This is a genomic window from Roseovarius aquimarinus (assembly GCF_043661195.1).
GTDB lineage: Bacteria > Pseudomonadota > Alphaproteobacteria > Rhodobacterales > Rhodobacteraceae > Roseovarius > Roseovarius aquimarinus.
Map to the genome: position 1 here is coordinate 1,485,882 of NZ_JBIHMM010000001.1, position 26,817 is coordinate 1,512,698.

1 protein-coding gene is annotated in these 26,817 nt (G+C 64.3%); it reads right to left on the reverse strand.

All coding sequences use genetic code 11. From position 1 onward, the window contains the following. Positions 1–3: 3 nt before the first annotated feature. Positions 4–26,721, reverse strand: a complete 26,718-nt coding sequence (locus ACGRVM_RS07135; RefSeq protein ID WP_394624032.1) for an LEPR-XLL domain-containing protein — start codon at positions 26,719–26,721, stop codon at positions 4–6. Between the last annotated feature and the right edge of the window lie 96 nt (positions 26,722–26,817).

Here is a 26,817-nt window from a genome sequence, read left to right on the forward strand (position 1 = left end):
ACATCATGCTGCCGAGGTAAAGACACGCCAACCTTTCAACGTCCAGCCGCGCGCATTCGCCTCGGCTTCCGCTGGCGGAGCTTCTGCAATCTCGGGCCGCTCTTCTTCTATATCGTTCTGCGGTTCGGCCTCGTCCTCGCTCTGACCTTCCTCGACGAGGATGTCGCTATCGCCCAAGAGCCGGAAGCCGGCAAGGCCCGGAAGCTCGGCATCATCTTCGGCCGTTCCACTGTCCATCGCGCCGAACCGCGCGCGGCCGTCATCCGCCGTGTCGCCGCCGAAGACCACATCAAAGCGCAGCTTTCCGAGGCTGCTCAGATCGGCAACCGTGGCCATGGGAACCTCGTCGATGCTCGAGCGTACCGAGGCCGCGTTGACCCCGAGCGTGAGCTGGGCCAGGAGATCGAGATCTCGCACGGCGGGCGTGAGGAAGGACGTCACAAGATCGGTGCTGCCCAGCCTTGGCTGAAGCCGGATCCGCGCGAATTCGCCGACCACGATATCGCGCCCAAGATCGACATCGAACGTATCGTTGTCGATACCGCCGAAGAGCGCGTCGAAGCCGTTCCCGTCTCCGCCAATCAAGGTGTCCGCCCCGCCAAAGCGGATGTCGCGGCTCTCGAAGGTGATCTGGCCGCCACCACCGCCGAGACCGGGATTGCGCTGGATGAGCGCCCCGTCACCGGACAGAAGGTCGTCGCCTGCTCGCCCATCGAGATAATCGTTCCCGGCACCGCCGATCTGAACGTCGCGGCCCGTTCCTCCGAACATGATGTCGTTGCCGCCGATCGCGGGCTGCGTGCTTTCCGCTTGCAGATAAACGCCGTTCGCATCTCCACGCACATAGCCCGCATCGCCGATGACGATGTTCAACCCGCCCCGATGCGTCGCTTCGTCATCACCCTCCCCGAGAATGACCCATGTATCACCGATTCCGACACTGACCGTGTCACTGCCGCCAAGGGCTGGGATTAGGATCGGCGAAACGAAGATCGCACGCGCACCCGCCACGAAGTCGAGGCGGCCCATGTCGCCCCCCACCACATGGTCGCCATCGCCGAGCGTGATGGTATCGCCGTCCCGGCCGCCGAACACTGCACTCGCGCCCTGACCGCCCGCGATCACATCCGCGCCGCCGACCGCATGGTCGGTGACCTCGATCCGCACGAGGTCCGCGCCCGACATCTCGATCTCGCCCTTGTCGCCGAGCGCGATGCCGCCGCCATCGCCGAAGCGCAGCGCATCCGCGCCGTCTCCGCCGATCGCCCAGACCGATCCATCGCCGAGCGTGATCGTGTCGTCACCGCCCACATCCGGCGTCGTGTCGTCCGACGTGAAGATCGCGCGCACACCCGCCGCGAAGTCGAGACGGCCCATGTCGCCCGCCACCACATGGTCGCCATCGCCGAGCGTGATGGTATCGCCGTCCCGGCCGCCGAACACGGCACTCGCGCCCTGACCGCCCGCGATCACGTCCGCGCCGCCGACCGCATGGTCGGTGACCTCGATCCGCACGAGGTCCGCGCCCGACATCTCGATCTCGCCCTTGTCGCCGAGCGCGATGCCGCCGCCATCGCCGAAGCGCAGCGCATCCGCGCCGTCTCCGCCGATCGCCCAGACCGATCCATCGCCGAGCGTGATCGTGTCGTCACCGCCCACATCCGGCGTCGTGTCGTCCGACGTGAAGATCGCGCGCACACCCGCCGCGAAGTCGAGACGGCCCATGTCGCCCGCCACCACATGGTCGCCATCGCCGAGCGTGATTGTATCGCCGTCCCGGCCGCCGAACACGGCACTCGCGCCTTGACCGCCCGCGATCACGTCCGCGCCGCCGACCGCATGGTCGGTGACCTCGATCCGCACGAGGTCCGCGCCCGACATCTCGATCTCGCCCTTGTCGCCGAGCGCGATGTTGCCGCCATCGCCGAAGCGCAGCGAATCCGCGCCGTCTCCGCCGATCGCCCAGACCGATCCATCGCCGAGCGTGATCGTGTCGTCACCGCCCACATCCGGCGTCGTGTCGTCCGATGTGAAGATCGCGCGCACACCCGCCGCGAAGTCGAGACGGCCCATGTCGCCCGCGACCACATGGTCGCCATCGCCGAGCGTGATGGTATCGCCGTCCCGGCCGCCGAACACGGCACTCGCGCCTTGACCGCCCGCGATCACGTCCGCGCCGCCGACCGCGTGGTCGGTGACCTCGATCCGCACGAGCAGCCCGGCCCCATCGCCGGTGATCCGTCCAAGATCGCCCAGAACCGTAGTGGCGCCATCACCGAAGGTGATGCTGTCGGCATCCGCGCCGCCGATTACCCAAGAATCCCCATTATCGAGCAATATGGAATCTGCAGCGCCCGTGGTGGGGCTCTGAGTAGAACTCGACAGGACGGTGCGCTGGGCGCCGCCCGTCACGGTCAGTTGCCCGACATCGGCCAGCACGACATCGTCGCCGCCCGTGCTCGCTACGACGTCGATGCCTGCGCCCGCAAAGATCCAGTCATCGCCCGTGCCGGTCGTGATCGTGTCGGCGCCGCCCTCCGTCTCGCGCACGGTTTCGATGCGCAGGATGCTGCCTGTGTCGAAGGCACGGTTGGTATTCGCGGCCTGATGCACCGCTCCGAAATCGCTCAGGATAAGATTCGCCCCTGCGCCCGAGATGCTGTCTGCGCCGGCGCTGGCGAGGGCATCGCCCGTGCGCGCATCGAAATCAGCGGCCGAGATGTCCTGCTCATCGACGATGGTAATGAGCTGCGATTGCTGGTCACTTCGTACGGACAGATCGATGCGCAAGCCGTTGTCGCCATAGACATGGTCGCGACCAAGTCCGGCAACGAGCGAGTCGTCACCCGAGCCACCCAAGATGTGATCGTCGAAATCGCTGCCGATGATGCTGTCATTGCCGATTCCGCCATAGGCCAGCACAAAGCCGGACGCGGCTGAGGCGTCGATCACATCATTGCCGCCGTTTGCGAAGATGCGCCCGGTGCCGTCGAGATCGGCGGTTGTGCTGCCGTAACGCACGCCGTCTTGCGTGGTGTCTCCAAAGAGGGCGAGAACGCGGTCGGCGCCGCCGGCTTGTGCCTTGGCCTGGCCCGCAATGGGAGCGAGAGTAATCGTGTCGCTTCCGCCGCCGCCATGCACGGCGGTTATGGCGCCCTGAGCCGAGCTTTCGATGGTCAGGGTATCGTCACCCGAGCCGAGTAGCAAATCGACGATTTCCATCTCGCCGTAAGTGATGCCGGCGTTGAAGGTCTGATTGAGCGGATCGGCGATAGTGCCGACATTGAGCGTCAGATCGGCGCTGCGCATGCCGAAGCCGGTCAGGCGATTTTCGGTCAATGTGCCGGATTGGCCCGTCACGTCACCGGCGTTGAAGAAGACGAGCCGATCAGTCTGCTCGTTCTCGTCCGTGGGCGATTCAACGGCTGGCAGAGCCACATCGCTCTCGCTGGGGAGCTTCACACCGACATTAAGTGCGCGGTCAGCGCCCGGCCCCGGACCGCCGAAGACGTACAGCGGACCGCGGATCGCGTCGAGGCGCTGCGGCTGTGCGCCGACCTTGAGGGTGGGCTGCGCACTTGTCGTCACCGTGCCGAGTGCAAGATCGATCGTGACCGGAATGTTCCAATTCGTGCTGTCGAACGTCACTGTCTTGGTGACAGCGTCGAAATTCGCGGCGCTGCTGGACGCGACCAACTGCCCGTCGGTCAGAACGGAGACGACCACATCGGCAGTCGGCTCCTTTGTGAGGACCATATCGTAACTGTCGCTCTGACCCGGGCTGACGATCGTGCCGTTGCCCGACTGAGTGATCAGAACCTCACCCTTGTCGTTGTCGGCGATCTCAACATCGACCTCCCGAACGCCGCCAAGGTTGGCATCCGCATACACCGCACCATTCGATGCGAGGTTGAGTTTCAGCGTCACGCGCTCGCGGTTCTCGATCGCCCCGTCGTCGAGCGCCGTCAGGGTAAGCGTCTGAACCTGGTTCCAGTTCGCTGCAGTGAATTGAAGCGATGCCGACGACAACGCAAGATCGCCGGTCGACGCCAGAGCCGGAGTGATCGTCACAGTCTCTCCCGCAGCGGGCGCGCGCGAGAGACGCAGATCGAGGGTCGCGCCAGCGCCGCCCTCTGCCACGCTGACCGATGACGGGTTGCCACCGATCAGAAGGGCCGGGAGATCATCGTCATAGACGGTCGCCTCGACATTGGCGATGCGCGCTTCGACCGCTTCGGGTGTGCCGCGCGCCGCGTGGCTTAGCACCACGTCGCGTGTGCCTTCGGCGGCATCGTCCTGCGGTGCCTGCACATAGACTGTCTGCCATGCCGTGCTGTTGGTGAAAGTCAAAACCTGCGCCGAGCGATAGTCACCGCCGACGCTCGTGGCGACGAGGGCAGATTGCGCCTTGATGGCTCCGGCGAGCGCGCGATCCTCCGAGGAGGAGCGTGCTGCCGAGACGGTCAGGTAGACGGACGCGCTCAGCGCCTGCGTCATGCGAATACGGTAGCTGGCTACGCTGCCGCCCTCGTCGAGCACGGCAAGACCGGAGCTGTCGATCTCGAAGAGCGCTGTATCGCCCGTGGCAACGTTGGTGCGCAGCCCTTCTACGAAGATCTCGTTGAAGCTGGGATCGGCCGACGCTACGGCATGGTTGACCACGCTCGAGCTTCCCTCGACTTCGAGCGAGACGATCTCGCTGGTCACATCGCCCGCGACATTGATGGTGTCGGAGCCAAGGCCCCCGATCACCGTCACCACCATGTTGGCGGCCGTCGAGGCGATGTAGAAGGTATCGTCCCCTTCGAGCCCGTCGAGTTCCGCATTCTCAACACCCGCGAAGCTGACATTCAGTCCCGCGCCATAGATCCCGCCCTCGGTCACGAGGAAGCTGTCCGCCACTTCGGTGCCCAAAACAACGATCGTGTCGACGCCCGCGCCGCCATCGATCGAAAGCGGGGCATTGATATTGTAGAGGATCTTGTCGTCACCCTCTCCACCGAACACCTCGGTGTCGCCGCCGCCCGCTTGACTGCCCGGATCGGCGGCCAGTACGAAAGCCCGCACCACGAAGATATCGTTGCCACCCTCGCCGAAGAGCTTGGCCACGGCCTTGTTCGAGTAAACGTTGAACACGTCCTCACCCGCGCCGCCGTAGATCAGGAGCGGGGCGCTGTTGCCGACGGAGAGGAAGCCTTGGGTGGTCTCGCTCGTCTCGATCTCGTCGTTGGCGGCGACATTTGGCGCGACGCGGTCGGCGCCGAAAAGCTGTCCGATCTGGAACTCGTCCGCGCCTTCGCCGCCATCGAGGGTGAAGATCGTGCCGGTATCATCCGAATAGAACTTGTCGTCACCGCCGAGCGTGTTCACTCGGATGCGGCCATTCATGTCGGCGCCGTAGTTCACGCGCTCGAGCTTATCGATCTGGGAGCCGGTGGCATCGCTGTTGAGTAGCGCCACGAAATTGCGGCGGATCAGAACCTCGTCCGCCGTCGCGCGGCCATTTATCGTCAAGATGTCCGCACCATCCGCCGGCGCACCACTATCGGCGAAATCGACGGTATAGGTCACGGCGGCATCGTTGCGGTTGAGAATATAGCTGTCCGCACCGCCCTGCCCGTCAATGACAAAGCTGTCCTCGGGCGCGCGGTCGTTGAGCGCGGTCAGGACCAGCGTGTCCTCGCCGTCGCCACTACGCAATGTGATATCGCCATCGATGCGTTGCGGCGCGAGATCGATCAGATCCGCGTCGCCATGCGTGGTCACAAGGATGCTCTGGGCTTCCCAGGAGCCGCGCAAACTGATCGTGCCGCCTGCCGCATCCGCCGGAAAGCCAGCGGAATCCGCATCGATGGCCAGGCTACCGGTTGCCGTGATCTTGCTGTCCTTCGCGAATGCGAGCCGGTTTCCGGCGGCAAGGTTCACAGTTCCGGCGATAATGTCAGCATCGCCATCCGCAAACACGAGCGCGTCTTGTGCCACAATGGTAGCGCTCTGACCGACCGCCGAGATCCCTGCTTCAACGGTGATGCTGCCCCCCGAGCGAAGGTCGACCGCCCCGGCATGGTTCAGCGCCAGACCATCGTAGAAAGCCTCGTCGATGACCAGATCGTCGATCTCGCGCAGATTGGCCGCGCCTTGCGTCGACTGCATGGCCAAGGCCGTCACCTCGGTAACCAGTGCCTTGCCGGATGCCCCGATCGCCGCCCCCTTGAGCCGCGCACGCTCGGTAACGACGTTTGCCAGTGCATCGCCGCGCGCGTTTTGCACCGCGCCCGACACGGACAAGGCAACGACCTGCGCCGCCGCGAGGCGATTCACGGGAAGCGCTGCCGCACTCGTGATCCAGATATCGTTCACGGCTGTGGCCGTCAGCGCTCCGGCGCCGATCAGCACGTCGAACCCTTGGACCGCGCTGCCGATATTGCCGGTCAAGCTCCGCAGCGTCAGATCGCGCGCGGCGAGATGCGCGCCACCCGCGCCCGCTGCAGAGTTACGGGAAATGATGTCCGCATTGCCCGTGACGTCCAGATCGTTTCCGGTATCGAGGCTGAAGATACCGAAATCGCTCAGCATGAGCATTCCGCCGACCGTACCGGAAAGGCCTGCCGAAAGATCGATTTCGAGACGGTTGGATGCCGAACCGACCGAACCCGCCACGTCGAGCGTGACCCCCGCTGCCGTCAGATCGAGGCTCGGATCGGCGTCGTCATCCGCGGAATCGGTTACGTTCCCGCCGACGATCAGCGCCGCATTGCCAACCACATCGACGTCGCCGAGTGCGAGGTTCGCTGGGGTCTTCAACTCGAGATTGCCTCCGATCAGCGCACGGCCGACCAGAAGATTGCCGCCCTTCTGCTCGATGAAGGTATCGCCGAAGGATTGCAGCAGAAGCGTCGAGCCCGAGGTGACATTGACCCGGAAAGCCTGCGACGCCGTGCCGATCGCGCCGTCTGAGATGAGGCTGATATAGCCTGCCGCGCTGGCGGCGAAGGGTCCGGTCGCCACGTCGTAAATTGAGCCCGTGGCGACGATCCGCAGGAAGCCGCCGGAATGTGCGCCCCCCACGTTAAGCGTGTCGCCGTCGAAGCCAATGCCGGCCATGCCGGCCGATTGCATCGTCAGATGGACCGGCGTTGCGACATCGGGTGCGCGCAGGTTCACGTCCGCAAACGGCCGGGCCGACACGCGCAGGACCGTCCAGATATCTGCAAAGACGTCACCGGTCGCGACCGTCACGGCCTGCGGACGCTCGGCAAAAGATTTGGGTTCAGACAATTCCGCCCACGCGGTGCCCGCCGCATTCCAGTTGACCGCGTCGAGTGTGACGGTCTGGACTGCGCCGCTGACATTCTGGAAGAGGCGATATGTGCGTTGGGGCTCGGCTTGGCCCGGCTTGGGCCACGCGGCCCAGATCGCGAGGACGTCGCCGTCCTGAACGCTGGTCGACATGGCGTTGTCCAGATCGGCGAAGACGATGGACAGCTTTTCCCATCCAGCCTCGCCGCTCAGAGCGCCCTGCCCGGGCTGCTGCGTCAATGTCTGAGTTCCGCCGGTGCGGATGTAGAGATCATGGACGATATCGACCACGTCCTGCGCCTGAAGAGACCGGCGCAGGTTTTCCTGCTCCAACTTCTCGCTCTCGGCCAGACTTTCCAGGTCGAGAGTGAAGTCGATATCGACAGGCTCGGTCAGCGTGCCGATGCGCCCTTCGCCCGTCGCCTGATCGCCTGACGCGCTCAGTACGACATCTGGCGCGATGATGTTGGCGTTCTCGCTCGCCGCGCCTGCGGCGCCAGTGATCGCGCCGATCTCGAGCAGCGGGAAGAGCTTCGAGGCCACGCCGGCGGGAAGGGCCGCATAGATCGAACCCTGCTGGGCCAGACGCGCGTCGATGGCCGCCTCGCGGTCAGCACCTGTCAGGAGAAGCGTCTCGACATAGGTCGGCTTCTGGGCTGCGTTCCCCAGTTGCTCGTAAAGCCCGGAGAATTGATAGGTCAGATCCGCCATAACGGCCGCGCGGGTGGCGGCAGCATCGTATGTGGGCAAGACCGCCTCGTAATCGGCTTCCGACGAGGAGGTGGACGCGCGCATCTGCGCCGCGGCATCGAGATAGCCATTGGCGTCCGAGTCCCCCTCGGCCTGCGAGCCCGCGCGCACCACATTGATGTAATCGCTGAGCACATCGGGATCGTATGCCCAGAGCTGATCAAATATCGCGGCGAATTCCGCCTTCTGCGCATCGGTCGGCGTGTTAGCGACCTGATAGTCGATCCACGATTGCTGCAGCTCGAAATCCGGCTTGCCAAGCGCAGGGTCGGCGTTGCGGGTGTGAATTTCCTCAATATAGATCCGAACCGCTTCACCCTGGCCCACGTCAGAGCCTGCAAGCACCGCGTGGAGCGCACCGAAGCGGCTCAGGATGCCTGAGGTCTTGGTCCCCTCTACCTGACGTGCAAGTTCTTTCTCAAAACCGGAGAGCGAAGACAGGGGTGCCGCAGGATCGGTGAATTCCGAAGCCGCGGTTTCGTCCACAATCACTTGGTAGTAGCGATCATAGAGCACGGTATCGGTCTGCGGCTTGTCGTGCCATTCGGTGTGGATGTCCGAGAAGCGGTCGACCAGATAGCTGCGTGCGGCGTTCGTATCGGGCAGATCGGGGTTGGACGCCGCGATCCGCGCGGCCAGGTCGTTGAAGCCCGTGACGCTGGTCAGGTCGGCGGGCGCAGCGCCCGGGCCGCCGGGCGCGCGCACCAAGGCCCAGTATTCGGTATAAAGCGCTTGCTCGGCTCGAACGGCGTTGTCGAGTTGTTCGCCGATGACGGTGCGGTTTCCATCACTCAGGCCCAACCGATCCTGATAGGCGGCCAGCCGCGCGGCAGTCAGGGCACCGCCGGTCTCGAAATTGTAATCGAAAATCGAACCGTTTTCGGCGCTCAGCTTGACCGTGCCCTGCAGCGATCCAACGGAAATCGGGCCCGCATCGGAGGGGCGCACAAATCCGGTGTTAATGTTCTCGGGCTGCACAAGATGCAGATCGCCCGAGATCTGCGACACGTTCAGGCCGAATTTCGCGGCGCCGGCGAAACCTCCCGCAAAATCCGTGTGATCCGACACGATGCGGATGGCCTGCGCGTCGGTTCCGACACGGCCCTTGGAGGCCTGAAGCTCAATCCGGTTACCTTCGACCGTTGCCGAGGATTGTGCGTAAACGCCTTGCGCGGCTCGGATCGTTACGTCGCCGGCATCAGAAATCACGCTCTTAATCAGAGCAGAGCCGTTGGCATTGGTGTTCGACCCGACGCGGATATCGATATCCCCGCCTGCTTTGATGTCCAGCACGCGCGCATCGGCGTAGGGCGTCTGCGCGCCTTCTTCGGGCAGCGCGGGCGTGCCGGAGACGAGGTTGACCAGCGTCAGACGGACATCGCCATTGGTATCGACGCGCTGAAGCTTGCCGCTGACGCTTGCACCGTCGCCCGTGACGACGGAGCCGCCGCGCACCGCGCCGTCGAATTGCGGATTAAGCCAGACTTCGGCATGTTCGGGTGTGCGGATGTCGCCCGCGATCACGACATCTCCAACGCTCTCGACGCGCACGGTGGGGGTCGCGGCGCCGGCGGCGAAATCGATGGCGATCCCCTTGTCGGCGCGCAGGCCGATATCCCAGTATTTCTTAAGGCCGATAACGGTCGTCACCTCATTGTACTGGGTCTTCTTCTTCATGTAGCCGCCGCCTTCGGTCCATTCGCGGCGCGTCTGGGTGAAGTTCTCGAAATTCGAGAGATATTGGCCGAGATCGCGGTTGCTGTCGGCAAAGCTGACACCGGATTTGGCAGAGAAAGACCCGGCCAGATCATCCTTGACGCTATTGTCGGACTTGAAGATGTCCGCCACGATGATCTGCAGCGGGCTCGTCGCGGTGTATTCGAAGTAGGCGCCGGTCGTGATGTTTTTCACGATATCGCCGTTCTTCAACTCGACTGCGGGATTGCTGACATTCTTGAAGCGCACGAAGACTTCGGTCCCCGCGCCGGGGCTGCCGGAAGTCCAGCCACCAAGGCCTTGGAGGCTCGCCAGATTATCGAGGCCCTGGCTTTCGACCAGAGGACTGTCGTCAAGCGCGGTGACCTCCTTGCTCAGAAGATTGCCGGACCCTGCAGGGAAGTTGGCGATGAAGTTGAACGTCTTCACAAATCGCGTCTCTATCGTCTGCTCGACAGTCCGCTGGCCCTCGGTCCAGACGTAGAAGATATCGGACTTCGGCGCGAAGCTCGTGGTCGAGGTCGGCCCACCCGCGAACGGATTGAAGCGTAGGCCTTGGAAATTGCCTTGAGCGTCGCGCAGGATCTCACCATGGAAATTCTCGCGTGTGACGCCTTCGGACGTGCGCTCGAACACCGAGCGCACGGCGGCGACCGGACTGTTCGGCACATTCAATGTATCGGTGATCTGGATCACACCCTTGCGGTCGCGGCTGGTGTCGATCCCGTCGAGGATGAGCTTGTAGTCCGAGTTGTTTCGAACCGACACGCTGGCATAGCCCGACGCGACCACAAGCCGGCCATTTCCAGTGCTCATCACCTGTCCGGTGATCTCGATCCGGCCACCCGCGAAATTCATTTCGTCAAGCACGATCGCCTTCTCGCCGGCGTCCCAGCGCCCGGTGATCGGCACGGGCGTGCCGTTGACGTCGCCGAAGGTGATCCCTTGGATGCCCGCGTTGCCACGGCCCACGATCGACGTGGTGAAGGCTGGCGGGCGGAAGTCCGACGCGACGGTGATTTTCGCCTCTGTTACGCCGGACTGGATCAGTCCGTTCACGTTGACGAAATTGGCGACGATGGACACAAGGCCATTGGCGACCACTGCCGACCGACCTGCCTGAGCGTTACGCAACGCATTGAAATTGTTCAGACCGCTGTTCCCGGCGGACAAGGTGCCAGTCGCGGTAGCGCCGCGCGCGGAGTTGCCGTTGTTCGGCTCGATCCCGCCAACGAAGCCCGAAAGCCCACCATAGGTACGCGGGTTGGCCCCTGCGTGATACCAGTCGGTGGTGACGGTGAAGTCGCCGCCGGTACTGATATCGACTTCCTCAGCGAGTATCTGCCCGCTGACGCGGATGGCGGCAGTCGCGTTCGACAGCGTGACCTTGCCCAGATCGTTCACGATGGAGCCTAGCACATACATGTCGGGCGGCAGGTTCGGCACGGTCGCGCCGTTCTTCGCGAACTCGGCCTCGATCCCGGAGATATAGTCGTACTGGCTCCGGCTCAGCGTGCTGAGCGAAATGCCGATGCTCGCCGCTGTCTCGGAATTTTCGTCACCATCGCCGGAGATGCGGATGTCGTTGACGTAGATATTACCCGGATAGAACTCGGTATAGTCACCCGTGAATTCGCTGAACCGCGCGACCTTGGTGTTCTCGATCACCACGTCGCCGACCCGGTGCATCATGAAGACATCCGAAAAAAGATCGATCGAAACGTCCCGGTGCGCCTTGAGGGTCAGGTTCCCGTTCTGCGTCAGCGCCTGATAGCTCGCCGCCGAATTACCGGACTCGATAAAAATCGAACCGGGTGCCGCGTTGATGTCGGGAATCTGGATGAAAAGCGTCTCGAGCGATTCCTCCACAGCAACGACTTTGCCCGAAGCATCGGTCTGCGGCTCGATTCCCAGCTCGCGCATCTGATCGACGATCTGGTCGAGCTGCGCCTGATAGCGCACCAGTGCCTCAGCATTTGTGTTATGCTGCGCGATCCATTCTTGGACCTGCCGGTATTGCGACGCGAGAAGCGATGCCAGCTGGCCGACGCTGACGATGGGCATACCCGCCGTGTCCGGACGGATCACGAGGATCTGGTCCTCGAGGATCGGACGCAGGAACGCGCCGCCATCGGAGGTATAGGCCTCGACTTCCTGTTGCGCGGTCGGCGCGATCCGCTGCCAAAGGCTGGTATCGGTATAGTCGGCATTCTGCATCGCGATCGCCACGGGACCGCCGGCCTCACCGCCGATGAACCGGTAATAGGCACCGACCGTACCCGTTGCCGTGTCGCTGTTCGCCGAGACGAATTGGACGACATCCCCGAAATAGAGATCCGTCGCCAGATCGGCAGAATCCCAGTACCCGATGGTGTATTCTTGCGTTCCGGTCAGTCCGAAATGGTCGCGCTCGGCCTGAGTCAACGCTCGCTCGCCGCCCGGGGGTACCGGCGAGGCCCACGTGCTTTTCAGATAGTCCTCTGCATAGCGAACATTGTAAACGGTCTGATAATTCACGCCCGCACGCAGTTGCGCCGTCGCGTCGATATCAACGCTGCGCGTGACCGAATGACCGCCCGAATTGCCGACATTGTAGCCGTAAGGCGGCAACGCGAGGACGAGAACAAGGCCATCATTGCTGCTTTGCATGAGGCCGTCCTCGGCCTCGAGGAAAAGGTTGCCGGCGCTCAGAAGCTGGGACGTCCCGGTGATGTTGACGTCACTGACCCGGGTCGAACTGTTCGTCTGAAGCGCGACGCCCAAAGAGATGCCGAGCGACACGAGCGTTCCGTTCGCGGCGGTGCGAGACACGAGGCTGTTTACGGTACCGTTCGCCTTGCCCGCGGTCACGCCGATGCGTTTGCCCTCGATCCGGCTGTTGGCGACGGTGATTACGGTGTCCGAATTGGTGATCGCCTGAACGTTTATTCCCATATTGGCGCTCAGCGCGCCCGATTGGAAAATCGCGGCGTCGGCCGTGTTGCGCAGATTCGCGCGGGTTTCGATGTCCACGCGGCCCGACATGTTCAGGATGCTCGCACCATCCATCACGATATTGGTGTCGGCATTGATCTTCTGGATGCCGGTCGCGACGGCAATGCCCGCTACGCCCGACACCGCCGTCACCTCGATGGCGTCTGCGGCCGAATGGTCAGTGATCGACCGCAAAGTCACGCTGGACGGGTTCTGGAAGGACCCAAGGCCGACAATGGTTGAGTGGCCCAGATCGATGCGCGATTGCGAAGCATCCGAATCGGTGCCGATATTCGCACGCGTGCCCAGAACGGCGAGACCGAGCGCCGAGGCGGCGCCTGTCGTCACGTTGTTCTCGGCTTTTTTCGGCGCACCGTTTTTCGAGACGATGGCTTCTTTCTGAACCTGGTTGAAGGTCACGATCGAAATCGCCTGCCCCGTCAGGGTGCTACGGGCGCTGGCATCGCTCGGGTTTGCGACGAAGGACACCGTCGCGTCGCCCGTAGCATCGAGATAGAGATAGGCTCCCGTACCCGCTGCGATGGCGAAAGCCTTGGCATCAGCGACGCCGTCGATGCTGCGCTGACCGCTCGCGCTGATGTTGATACCGGCGGCGCGCAAGTTGGTGCCATCCTCGATCGCGACATGCGCGGTCGTCTCATCGAAGAGCTTCGACTCTGCGCCGAGCGCGGCGATGGCGCCACCGCCACCTGCACGGGTGCGGGCGAACGCATCGGTCATGACTTCAGCCGCGATGCCGATCTGCTCAGACGCGATTTTGCTCTTGCCGGTGATTGAGACCGAGGCATCGGCCCCATGGGTCTGACCGGCTTCGATCCGCGATGTCATCGAGCCGAAGGCGCCCATGCCGGCCGACACGCCCAGAGTGGAGGCGCGCAGCAGGGTGTCGTAGCCGGCGCGCAGCGCGACGGACTCGCCGGCTGTGAGGGTGGCATTGTCGATCGTCGTGCCGACCGAACCTTCCGCCTGCGCTTTCGACACGTTCACGACGGCCGCGATCAGGCCGACGCTGACACCGGTCGAATCGACGCGGGTGATGTCCAGATCGGATTTCGATCCGACTTCGATTGCCCGCGCGGTGACGGTGGCGTTCGCGATACCGGCGGTCACCGTAGAGCCGTGGCGGCTGCTCATGACGGCGGCGCCGATGGCCAGACCGATGGGGGCCGCCGCAATTGCGATATTGGCGATATCGGATGCCATGGTGACGGCTTCACTCGCGTCAACCTTCACAAGGCCGCCCCGGGCTTCGACCTGACGCGCGCGATCCTCGAGATCGATCCGAGCAGCGACGTCGTTCGCGACATCGAGCGAAATCTCAAGCCCGCCGCCCGTCGCGGCATAGCCGCCGGCAGCCAGCGCCACGCCTACGCCGGTCAGATCGACAAGCCTTGTCGTCGCATCCGCATCGACTGTGATATCGCCTCCGGCACCGACAAGAATACCATCCCCCGCTCCGCCGACGATCTCGGCACGCGACGCGTTGGCAATATCAACCTTGAGAATGGAAGCGTTGATCGCCACGCTGATCGCACCGACCGAGGTCACGGTCCCGATCATCGCAGCAGGAGCCATGCCCGGAACGATCTCATCCACGGTGGTGTCGGACTTCGTCCAGAGCGTGATGTCGCCGCCCGCATCCAGCGTGGAGTTGACGGTCTGCGCTTCGACGGTCGAGAAGTTTCTGACCGTCAGCCCGATCCCGGCAGAGGCCACGTTCCCGCCGACGCCGATTGCCACGGCGACCGAATTCGCAGTGACGGCGACATGGTGACGCTCCTTGGCCGAGGCCGTCATGATGATGTCGCCAGAGGCCTTCAGACCGGATCCTTCAACCCGCACACGGGTCACGTGATCGCGGTCCGACAGCGCATCGCCGCCGATGTAGCTCTTGCCGATGCTGACACCGATCGAGCCGGCTCCCGCACCGATGGCGCCTGAGACCGCCGCCGCCGCCGAGGCGACCGCGCTTGTCGAATTGGTTTCGGACTTTGCGTCGAACGTGATGTCGCCCGCCTTCGCATCCGCGCCGGTGCCGAGGGTCTGCAATCGCGCACGGGTCACCACGACTTCACTGACATTGCCGATGACGTTGGTCGAATTCGCGCCCGCACCTGACACTGCGATCGCGACGCTGGCCGAGAAAGCGGCGGCGATGGAGGCCGCGACGGTGCGCGCCGTGGCCGTCGCCGTGTTGGAAGCAGTCGCCTCGATGAAGCCTGCCGCGCCGAGGCTGCCGGCCTTGATGAGGGGCGAGGCGCCTAGCGCCGAGTCAGTGATCTTCGTGTGTGCGCCGCTTTGGATTTCATTACGTGCCAGCGCGACCCCGATCGATACGGCCCCACCGAAATAGGCGCCGCCGACAGCCACGGCCACCGCCGCGCCGACGGCGACCGCCTCGGCGCTGGAAGTGTCGATCGACGCGAGCCGGAGCGATCCCACTTCGAGGAAGCTGTCGCGCGCCGTCACGGCGGCGGTTCGCTCGATCTCGGCGGATGTCTTGGAGTACACGTAATTTCGCACGTCAGCACCGGCACCCGATGCCGATAGGGCGACGTCCGACGAGACCGACACCGCCGCGCTCACCGCATTCGCGTTGCCGAAGACCGACGACGTGTTCGTCGCCGAAATGTCGGCGGCGCCGGTAATGCTGAGGGCGGCATCCTTGAGACGTGCCGTGACGTCGAAACTGTCATCTTCGGCGCCCACCCGGTTCGACACGAAGGTCGCACCGATGGCAGCCGCACCGGCGCCTCCGCCCGTGCTCACACCGACACCAGCGCCGACCGCAACCACCACCGCAGTTATCTTGGAGTCGTTGAGGGCCGTCACCGTCAAGCTGTTCGCGCTGCCCGACCGGGTACTGGTGATCTCGGCGAGCGTCTCGCCGGTTATGACATTGCGCGCATCCGCGCCCGCGCCCGCAATCCCGACTGCGGTCGCGCCCGAGACGCCCACCGCGACCGAAGCCGCGACGGAGACGGCCGTGATCTCGAGCTTGCGGGTGCCGTCCTTGGTAAGAGCGGCGACGCGCATGTCACCGCTGACGGCAACCTGACTTGCGCCCGGAAACCCGGTGATGCGCGCGGTCGTGCGCGCATCGATCCGGTTGTTCGACACACCCGCCGCGATGGAAAGCGCCAAGCCCGAGCCTCCGGCCGCCGCGACCGCGACGGCCGCACTGCCAAGCCCGGCTGTAATCTTGGCAAGATTCACCGCTTCCACATCGACCGAGCCCGCATGGAGCTTGTGCTGGGTGCTGAGGCCCTCGATCTCGGCCAGAACGCGCGCTTGGCCTTGGTTTATTGCAACGGACCCGGCACCGGCGGCACTGAGACTGAATCCGCCGGTTCCGGCGACCGCGACGGATGCCGCGTAGACATGCGCCGTGATATCCTGCGTGGACCTCGCGTTTACCGCGACGGCGCCATCGACGTCGAGGACAGAGTGCCGGACCTTCGCGGCTACTATGAAGCCGGCGTCATCCGCAAAGAACCTGTTCACGTAGCGGGCATCACCATGAAACACACCCGTCGTCTTGTTCACCGACACAGCGATGCCGAGGGCCCCCGCACCGCCCCCGCCGCTGTTGACCGCTGCGCTTACGGCGAGCCCCAGCACGACTGATGTGATCTTGGCATCACTGCGCGCCAGCACATTGAGATCGTCGAGGCCCGTCACGGTGGCGTTAGCGACAGTGGCCAGCGTGGCACCCCGGATCGTGTTGCCCGCGCCTGCACCGCCCCCGGCGAACCCGATCGATCCTCCGGTACCCGCGACCGCCGCCGCGATAGAAACAGCCACGATTTCGGTGTCGTTTACCGCAAGGACATGCGCATCGTTGTCGCCGGTATTGCCTGCGGCAGCGGTCACCGTGGCCGAGAGGATGGCAACGGTTTCGCTTGATATCTCGTTCGCCCCGGCCGAGAAGCCGACCGCACCCGCGCCCGTCGTGCCGCCCAGCGCCGCAGCGGCACCGAGCCCGACCGCGACAATCTTTGCGTCATTGAGCGCGACGACGCCGATATCTGCCTCGTTCGAAAGGGTAATCGTCACGTTGTCGACCACGGCCCCTATCGCGGTGTCGATTTCCGTTACGGCGACGCTTCCCGCCACCGCGATTGCGACAGGCGAGCTCATGTTGACCGCTGCTGCCGCGCCGACCGCGACGCTTACGATTCCGCTCGCATCGTCGGCCGCTACGGTGAGGCCCGGTGTCTGGCCTGTTCGCGCGTCCGCCGCTGACGTGGCGGAGCTGCTGAGATTTAGCGTGGCGCCGCCAGTCAGCTTGGCCTCGATTTCGCGCTCGACGATGGTGACGGCAGTGTTGATCCCAATGCCCACGATCTTGGAGCCGGCCACGGCGAAGGCGATGTTGACCGATTGCGACTTTAGATCAGACGTCGCCAGCGCGCCTTGATCGAAAGCGTCTGTCGGCAGGCCCGCTATGGCGTCATCAAGGAAGGAGCCGCCTTCGGGGTTGCCCGAGGGCGAACGCGCCCCCGCTGTGACCGCAACATTTCCGGTGGAATTGATCGTGACAGCGCCATCCACGAGCGCGTTCACCGACCGCTTGTTCGTGACGACCCCCACCGCGAGACCCACACCGCCATAGCCGAGACCGACGCTGACCGCGCCCGCGAGGGAGGTGATCGAGCTGCTCTCGGAGGCACTGATCGCGAGGTTCCCGACATCCCATGTCTTGCCCGGCGCGCGCACGGTCGCGGTCACGTCGCCGCGCATCACGGTCGTCGCTACGGATCCACCGAAGGCGAAGCCACCCGAGCCTGCGCCGCCGGCCGCGATCGTCACCAGATCCTGATCGTTGCGCGCAATGAGCGAGGCATCACCCGTCGCATCGATCTCGCCACTCACGGTCAGGCTGACGGGCGTGTCGGCGATGTTCACCGCGATGCCCGCGCCTCCCGCACCGCCGCTGCCCGACGGGTTCAGCGCGAAGCCGCCGCCGATGGCGACAAGATTGGTCGTGTCGGCCGCATCCGCCACGAACGTGCCGCCGCTCGCGACGCGGCTGCCTGCGTCTACGGTGATCGCGGTGTTGATGTCGGTACGGTTGACGCCCGCACTGCCTGCCAACGCCACATTCTTGGCTGCTGCGGCACCGACCGCGACGGCGACGAGGCGCATGTCCGTCAGCGCGCGAAGTACGATTGGCGCGGCGCCGGTCGTCAGCACGCTGTCGGTGATCGAGATTTCCGTGCCGCGCGCCACGCCGGCGCCGTTCTCGGCCTTGTCGACGATGTTCACGGCGACCGCCACGCCCACGGCAGCCTTGCCGGTCGAGATCGCGGCGCCGCCCGCGCCGGCGCCGACATACCCGGTGTTGAGCGCGTTGATGAGGATGCCCGCCCCGCCGCTTTGCACCGTAAGGTTCGTTCCCATGACATCCGCCGTGGTCGCGGCGCGATGGTGGTTGATCACCACCATGCCGACACCCGCGCCACCAGCCGAGCCACCGGCGGACACCGCAGCGCCGAAAGCGAGGCTGTCAATCCGCCCGGTGTTCAGGGCCTTCATGTCCAGACGCTGAGCATCTTCGCCATTCGCGCTACTCGTGTTCGCAAGCACGGTTCCGACCGCTGCTTCGGACACGGCAACGACGATGGCGACTCCGACACCGGCCTTGCCGCCGAACGCACCTGCGCCCGCGATCTGCAGCCATTGCGCGTCATTGCGCGCGGCGATCGCCAGGGAGGGCGATCCTTGTAGAAGGATCCGCCCTGCCGATGTGCCGGACAAACCCGCATCCACTTCGGTGCGCGAGACTGTGATGATGATGGACCCGGCCACGCCGACGCCCTTGGCCCCTGTCGCGACTGCGACACCGGCCGCGAAGTTGAAATATCCGGCGTTGTCCAACGCATCCACGGAGATCGCGCCCGCACCTAACATCAGGCCGGATGCGGCAGCGCGGATATGCGCGTCGATATCCTTCTGGCTGTCGACGACCACGATGGCGCCGGCAACGCCCACAGCCGTCTGCCCGCCGCCCTTTGAAAGCGAGCCCGCGCCCGCGATCAAAACGCGCGTCGTCTGATCCTCCGCCGAGACATCGACGGCATTCGCCGTAATGGTGCCAAGGCCATTGATTTCTGCACGCAGGGTCACGTCTTCCTCGAAACCGATGGCCGAACCCGAGACCGCGAAGCCGCCCTTGGATTTGGCCGAAGACTTGCTGGTGCCTTCGGGAAGCTTGTCGAGCGCGCCCGAACTTTTCGCCGTATCCGATGTGGACTTGCCGCCGCCGGCACCGTTGCTCGGGGCGGGCGGAGCCTCGGCGGCGACCGCCGCCGCGATCGCACCCATAATGATCGCGCCGTTCGATGAGGCGTCAAAGCCGATATCGCCCTGTGCTACGATGCTGCCCGGAAGGGCGCTGCCCCGCGGTGCGACCTCGGCGATCGCAACGCGGTCGCTTAAGACGGTAACACCCGACAGCCCGACCGACACGCCTTTGGAGACCGATACGGCGCCCGCGAATTTCAGGAGTGTGACTGTTTCCTTGGCGTCGACGTCCAAGTTGCCCGAGAGAGTGACATTGCTCGCCGCGCCCATTGTGGCCTTCGCGGTCGTGTTGACAGTGGTGTGAGTCCACGCGCCGTTCAGCGACAGCTTGCCCGCCTTGCCGCCCGCCGTCGAAAGCGATGCGCCGAAATGTCCGGTCTCACCGGCGAGAACGAGATCGTTGGCCTTGATGGTGACGTTGCCAAGCTCGACGATGCCCTCGGTCGTCTCGAAAATGGTCGTGACCGAGCCGCCTACGGCACCTTCCGTCTCGCCCCCGCCTAGCGGGTTCTGAACGGGTTTGCTCTTTTTTATGCTGTCTTTGAAGTTGCCATAATAGGACTTGAAGGCAGCAAAGGCCCCCTGATCGACCGTTGGATCCTTGACCTTGGCCAGCTTGGGCCCGAAAGGCGCGAAGTTTCCGCCAGCCGTTATCGTATCGCTACGCGCGGTCGAAGTGACACGCACATCATGGCCGGCGCCGGAGGTGCCGCTGGCAAGCCCGGTGTCAGTCACGGTGATCGTCGCACCGTCCCCGATCGAGGATTTCGCCTTATAGTCGAGATCGAGAACATGGACAGTCACCGCGATGCCGGCCTTCTCGCCCCGGCCAAAGCTCTGGCCCCAGACGCCGAAGAGATTGCCCGCAAGTCCGAGGTTGTCGTTCGCGTAGCGCCCGACGCGCTCGATCATCGTACCGACGAGTCCGCCTCCGGTCATTGCCTCCCAGCTTTCGGGCGAGGCCTCGAAGTTGACTTGGCCGAGATCGAGATTGGTCGCGCTCAGCTTGGCGCGCCAGCGCGTACCTTCGGAGTCCTCGACGATGTTGCCCGCAACAATATCGACGGTCCCATCGGCGACCGTGAAATCGGGCGCGCGTCCGGCCTCGATGAGCGGCTGGACGAGGTTGACGCCCCAGAGGCCCAAGGGATCGATCCGGTTAAGTGACGCGGAATTCACCGTGACTGCGTCCTTAGCCGAGACATCTGCGTTGCCTTCGATCCGCGCGTTCGCTGTCGCCTGATAGATGCCGACATTCACTGCCATCGCGCCGCCGCCCTTGGACGCGCCTGTATCGCTGCCCTCGTTGCTCGAGAAGGCAATGGCGCTCATGCGGGGCCGCACCGAGGCGCGCGCATCGACAGTCACTTCGCCGCCGGAGACGATCTTGCTGGCGCGCCCGTCCGCATATCCGAGGAAGGCCGAGGTCCGGTCATTGTCGATCAGAATGCTGAACGCACCGCTGAGCTGGATCTTGGGTTGGGTCGTGGAGTCGTCGAGAATCTTCTCGCCGAGCCATTGGAAGATTTTACGCTTTGAGTTGCTGAGATCGTTGCCGAGCGAGTTCTTGACGAGACCTGTAATGGGAGCGATCGGCAGCGCTGCGTTGGCGGCATCCTCCACCGCGTTGCCGATCTGCAGCGTGCCGCTCGTCGCGGCGGCACTGATTCCGGAGGCCGTTGCGCTCGGTACGGCGAGCGCAAAGAACTTGCTCACCTCGCCCTTGTAGGACTCGGCTGTGACCGTGACGTCTCCGCCGACACTCAGATCGCTCGATGCGAGGCGCGCGGTAGTGATGTTGTTGCCGACCTCGACCGCCACGGCCAGCGCGAAGACCCCGTCCTGACCGCTCTTCGCATTGGCCGTGGTGGCGATCCGCTCGATCGTCGTGGCGCTCAACCTCAAATCGCCATCGACGGTGCTGCCGGAGCGTGCATCGACGGTGACCTCGTTCTCGAGAATCTGGATCGACACCGCGATACCCACTCCGATGCCGGCGATCCCGTCTCCGCTGTCGCCGGTGACCGTGTTGGACACATCCACGACGGATTGCACATCCATGTCGCCAGCAATCTCGAGCTTGCTGCTGATGCGAACGTCGTGATCGACCTGCACAAGACCAAAGCCTATTCCGGCGAGAATGCCGATTGGCTTGGCTTTGTTGATGCCTTCCGTGATCACGCGGATCACCAGATCGCCGTCCGCGCCAGTGCCGGTCGTTTTGAAGACGCTATTTTCGGTCGCATTCAATGTGACGTTCGAGATGATGCGCGAATTGGCCGAGACGAGCGACAGGCTCTCCAGCACGCCGAGAATGCTGTCGATCCCGGAATTCACGGTGTCCCCGAAAGACGAAGCCCCCGCTTCGGAGCCGGTGCTGATCTCTTCCGCCGGAAGCTTTCCGGATCGCAGATCAATCCGGATGTTGCGCCCCTGAACGACGGAGGCCGCGCCAGTCATGCCGGCGCCGAAGACATAATCAATGTCGAGCGCCTGGATCTGATAGAAACCGGATGTCCAGCGAAGATCCTCTGCCCTAGCGATGAAGAAGATGTCTTCCGAGCTCGAGATGGTCGTGCCACGGTTCTGCACGAAGTCGAGCGTTTCGAAGGTGAGAGTTCCACTGCCGGTTTTGGCGATATTCGCGGCAACTGTGATCTTCTCGGCGGCAAAGCGTATGTTTCCAGCGGTGAAGCTCAGCGCGCTGTCCAGCACGAGGCCGGAATTGCGCGAGCTATCGACGCGGGTGGTCTGGAGCGCGTCGATCCTCGCCGGAGAGGCGCCGATGACGATATTGGCATCGGCGGCGACACTTGCCGCACGATTGTCGAGCACCGCGACATGTGCGCTCGTCACGCTGCCGTTGAGATCGAAATGCACGACATCCTGCCTGTTGGCCGCGTTCGCGGCCGGCTCTACCGAGGTCACGGTGACGGCATTCGCCAAGAGCGCGGCTGCACCTTCGATGACGATAGTGTCCGCGCCCAGCCCCTTCTTGATCGTGTCCGCGCCGCCGCCAGTGCGGTAGAGGAAATCGCCGGCGTAGGCGCTGGCGTCGATGATCTGCGCGCCCGACGCGCCGCGCAGTTCGACCGTTTCGACCCCGGTCGCCGTGAACCCATCCGCGAAGCTCGGCGGGGTGCCGCCGCCGCCCGAGCCCGCGGGGACCGCTGGGCGGGTGAGTCTGTGTTCGCCGCCTATGGTGGCAAGCACCAAATCGCCCGCAAAGCCTGTGCGCGCCGCGAGAACCGTGTCGCGCCCCGCGCCGCCTACGATGACATCACTGCCCATGCCCGCGATGATGAGATCGTCACCTGCCGATCCGGTAAGCGTGTCGTCACCGGCCTGACCGTCGATCAACACGCGCGCCCCGCCCGACAGACCGGCGACGACCGTGTCTCCAGCGAAGTCGATGCCGGACAGTCCCAGGGCTTCGAGCAGACTGTCGTCGATACGGCCGTCGCCCTGCTGCTCGGGGTCCGTGACTTCGACGCCTTCGAAGCGCAGCGCCCCGGCGCCCGCCTTGGTTGACGTGATGGTCAAAGCTCCGTTGACGAGCGCTGCGCTCAGCCCGTCCACCGCGCTGAATGCGTCGAGCACGTCCTGCATGGTGGAGGCATCGCGCGGCAGATCGACATAGGCGACATCGCCGTTGCCGTGGATCACTTTCAGATCGTAGTAGCGCGCGCCTGTGTCAAAATCGACGAGGTCCGTCACGTCGGGGTCAGGGTTCTGATCGACGCGCATCGTCTCTTGCTCGCTCGAGCGGACGGGAAGGCCGAAGCCACCATTGAGGCTGGAGATGAGCGTATCGGCGCGAAGCGCAGCGCCAAGGAGGCCCGACGCATCCAGCGTGTCGGCTCCCGCAGTGCCGATAAGCATGAAATCCTCGAAGCCTTCATGCGACACCGCCGTTCCGGCCGCGAACGTCAATGTTCCATCGGTCAGGGTTTGGCTACTTTGGCCGCTGCCGATAAGCCGGTCAAATCCCGCGCCGCCCTTGATCGTGACGGACGAGGCGGCGGGGCCCGCGGCAGTGACGGTGATGAAATCGTCCCCAGCGCCCAGGTCTGCTGTATGGTTCGCGCCCAGAATGACCGTGTCGCTACGGTCGGAACCCGTGATCTTGACCGCGCCGGTGTAGCCCGAGACGTCGGCCCACCCAGGCAGGTTCGACTGGAAACTCAGATCAACGGCTTCGATTCCGTTCAGTGCCTCGCGTGTGTTGCCACGCATGCCGGCCGTTGCGTTGGCGGTGGCCGTGAATTGCGTGGGCGCGCCGCCCGAAGGCGTTTGCGTTCCGCTCGCGACAAGGCCGATCCGCAGATCACGGCCACCGAAGGCATCAATGAATGATAGCTTGATCCCGTCGATCGTGCCGGTGCCGGTATCCCGGCTGACCTCGATCTGGAGGGCTCCCGCATCGACGACGCGCATCGCCCGAATGGCCGCCTCGACCGCACCGTCATCGGCGTCAAACGCGATCTGACCCGAGGTGATCTCGATCCCATCCGCCCGCACAAGGGTGAGTCGGAACACATCTTCGGGGCCGGTCGCCGCAGGCAGCGCAAGATCGAGGATGTAAGCTGTATCGGCGCCATCGTCGTGCAACAGACCCGCCGAGGTCAGATCGTAAGCGCGCGCGCCAATCTCGACAAGCGTATCCGTGCCGGAACCACCGTCGAAGCTGTCCGAGCCCGACCCGCCCGAGAGCGTGTCATCGCCCGCGCCGCCCTTGACCGTGTCGTTACCTCCTCCACCAACGAGCACCGCATTGACGGCACTCAGGCCGCTGGCATCAAGAAGGTTGTCACCCGAACCGCCCAAAATGCGCACCTCGGACAGGCTCCCGGTCACGGTATCCGACACAGCGCCGGATTTGGACACGGTGACGGATGCTGCCGTGCCACTGACGATCCAGTCACCGGTCACGCCGCGGGCATAGGGCTGGTTCGCGGCGCGCCTTTCGGTATCGATCTCGGATTGCGTCGGAAGCGCGTAGACACCGCGCGCGAAATAGATGTCCGCGCCGCCCGACGTCGTCATGGCATCCTCACCACCCGACGCGAAGAAGATGTCATCCTGTGCCGAGCCGATTAGCGTGTCGTCCCCGTCACCGCCACCAAGGCTGACGCCACCCAGCGTGAAGGCAGACGCGTCGATGTTGAGGGCCGCCGAGTGACCGGCTTCGGCAACGACTACCGCGCCCTCCATCCCGCTATGGGTTAGGCTGTCCGTACCATCGCTCAAGGCCGTATCGGTTAGCTCCATTGCGCCCGATGCCCGCGCGTAGCCCAGCTTATCGAGGCCCGCACCGCCCTCAAGCGTGACACTTGCAAGCGCGTTGGCGGTCAACAGGTCGTCGCCTCCAAGGCCCCGGATCAGCATGGTCTCGGCACCGCCGGTCAGCGCATCCGCCTTGTCGGACCCGATCAGCGTCACAACCGGGCCGATGAAGTTGCCAAAGCCAGCAGCGAGATCCGCATCAAGATCGACGATGACGTCCCCTGAGAAGGCGCCGACCGATCCGCCGTCACCCGCGTAGCTGAGGGTCAACTTGCGCTCGGCGGGGCTCGCATTGATGCCGCGGGAAACCCCGGAGTAAGCCAAAGATGCACCCGCTGCCGTGATGACACCGGAATAGATTTCTGTCACGTTCCAGACCGCGCTGCCGGCGCCGGTGATCGCCAGTTCGATCGTATCTGGATCGCTCGAGCCGCCCTGCCCCTCGATCCGCTCTATCCCGGCGAATGTGGCGGTAGCGCCCTGCACCGCGCCGGACGCAAGACGCGTCGTCACGGTTCCACTTGCGCCACCCGTCCCCATCGCGTCGATGCGGAAATAGCTGCTGAGGGCATCGGTCGTCTGCAAGCCCGGGGTCGCATCGTCGAGATCGTCCGGTACAGCGTCGAACGCGGCGTAGACAGTGGTATCGGTATAGATGTCCGACTGCGCGTTCTGATCGCCCTTAAGAAGGTCGGAGCCGGCGCCCGCGTCGATCGTCCCGCCCGCCACAAAGCGCGTGATAGTGATCGTATCGGCCCCGGCCCCTGTGCGGATGCTGCGCGTATCGGCAGCCGCGATCACCTGATCGTCACCCGCCCCCGTCACAACCGCGTTAAAGCCTTCGTGACGGTCAAGACCCGTCGTGAGCCCCTGTTCGAAATCGACCGATATCGCATCACTCCAAGCAGTGAAATCGAGCGTCTTCAGCCCCGTGCCGGTCGCGCGCAATTCCTCGATACCGCGCACCGTCAGCGCCGCGCCGCCGGCCGCGTTCGTCACGTCGATCACGGGTTTGTCCACATCGCCAGAGAACGCCGCGGTGACGGCGCCCGCATGATCGACGATCAGGCGATCCGCCGCGTCCCCGCCTGAAATTTGATCGACACCCCAGAGGCGCGACTTCGTGGTTCCGATCCGCTCCCATTCCGAGGCGGCGTCCGCAGAAGCGGGATCTGCCGGCACGCGGTAGTAATCGACCGTAACGGTCGCTTCGGGCACGCCTGACATGCTACGCGCACCGACCGTCCATTCCAGCAGATCATCGGTCCCGGTGACGACATCCGCGCCGCCAGAAAGATTGAAATCGACATCCTGGCCGAGGCGCACATTGTCCTGACCGCCTGTGCCTGTGAATTGCGTGATCCCGCGAGTGTCGATGGCAAGCAGCGGGTTAAGCCGGTCCGTATCGGCAGCCGCGAAGAGACGCAACTCGCCCCCCTCGGCATTGAAATTCGCGCCTGCCTGCGCCGCGCTACGCGCTTCGGCAGACAGATTGAGATGCGTCTCGCCCGTACCCTTGAACGCTTCAACCCCCGAGATGCTGAGCACCGTGCCGCGCCCCGGGGAGGCATCGGAGGTGGCCGAAACGGTCTGGCCGACGTCGTAGCGCTCGAACGTCGCGCCGTCCGAATCCCATGTGACACTCCATTCGGCAGTGCCCATCGTCGTGATGCGGTCCACCAGAACATCGCGCGATGCCGCCAACTCGAAATTTTCGACCCCGGCGAAGGTAATGAAATGATCCCGCCCACCCGCGTAGGAAATGCGGGTATCGAGCGTGCGGTCGCCCGCGCGAGGATCATCGAGATCACCGGTCGGTTGAAGCACCGATATCTCGCCAGAGGCCGCTCCACCCGAGATCGCGTCAAGCGACCAGACCAGACCCTCGGACTTCGCGGGTCCGGTCAGACGGTCCTCCCCGCCTCCCATGTCGACCCGCACCTCGAGAATCTCCGCGAGGCTGAGCATCGACTGGTCGAAAACAATATGGTCCGCGCCCGTGCTGCCGCTGACATCGATGAAACTGATTTCGGGGTTCGCCGACGCGTTCCAGTCGCCCAGAACCACACGTTTCTTACCGTCAATCTCGACGATGCGGCGCTCCGCGATGACATGCGCGGAGTCGCCCGCGTTAATACCTTGAACGAGCTGGACACGCAGTTCCTTCTGACGATCCGGGTTGTCTTCGGTCCCACGGTTATAGCTGACCTCGACGACCTTGAGCGTCGCATCGCCCGCAGCGGCAAAAGCAGCGCTGACCGGATCGCCGGACAAAAGCAACCGCGGCTCCAGCGCTTCGATCGCCTTGCGGCGCTTGGGTAGACGCGCCCGTTCAGGCCGAACGAGCCTGCGCGCGATATGCCCCAGCAACTCGGCAAGATTCGGCCATCTCGTTTCCGCAGGCGGCGGAAGGCAGGGCGCAGGTTCGGCCTTCGTCAGATCCCGGTCTGAAAAATGCTTACTCAT